The sequence below is a fragment of the Vibrio sp. 1580 genome (genome assembly GCF_033340055.1).
Genome location: NZ_JAWOVT010000724.1, coordinates 1 through 520, shown reverse-complemented (window position 1 = coordinate 520; position 520 = coordinate 1). Strand labels below are relative to the sequence as shown.

Here is a 520-nt window from a genome sequence, read left to right as displayed (position 1 = left end):
ACTCATCAGCTAAACGTCCAAAGAAACGCGGCATTGCTTGCACATCAAATCCTGCTTTCGCCAAGGTTGCGATGCCGAAGCGGTCGGCTTCTTTCTCGTTTGAGCGAGTGTAGTTGATTTGGCTTTGCATGTTGCCTGCTGTTGCGGCGGTAATCGCTGCCATGCCTGCTTCTGGTGAAGCAATCGAAAGTAATAATGCACCAGCAAGCGCAGCTAAAGTAGCTGGAGAGCGTCTTGCCTGGTCTTCCATACTGCGCGCTAGGTGGCGCTGTGTTACGTGTGCAATTTCGTGCGCGACAACGGATGCAAGTTCACTTTCACTACGAGCATGAAGAAATAGCCCTGAGTGCAATGCAACGTAACCGCCAAAAAAGGCAAAGGCGTTGATATTACGATCACGAATCATGAAGAAGTGGAACGGCGTTTTTACATCGTTCGCGTTGGCCACGAGGCGGTGTCCGAGGGAATCGATATATTCGTTGATGACCGGATCGTTGACGATAGGCTTACTGGCTCTGAG

1 protein-coding gene is annotated in these 520 nt (G+C 50.8%); it reads right to left on the bottom strand.

Features of this window, described 5'->3' with window-relative positions; genetic code table 11:
• Positions 1-520 (bottom strand): M48 family metalloprotease (locus tag R7093_RS28050; protein WP_318147387.1); only part of this gene is annotated, 520 nt, incomplete at both ends.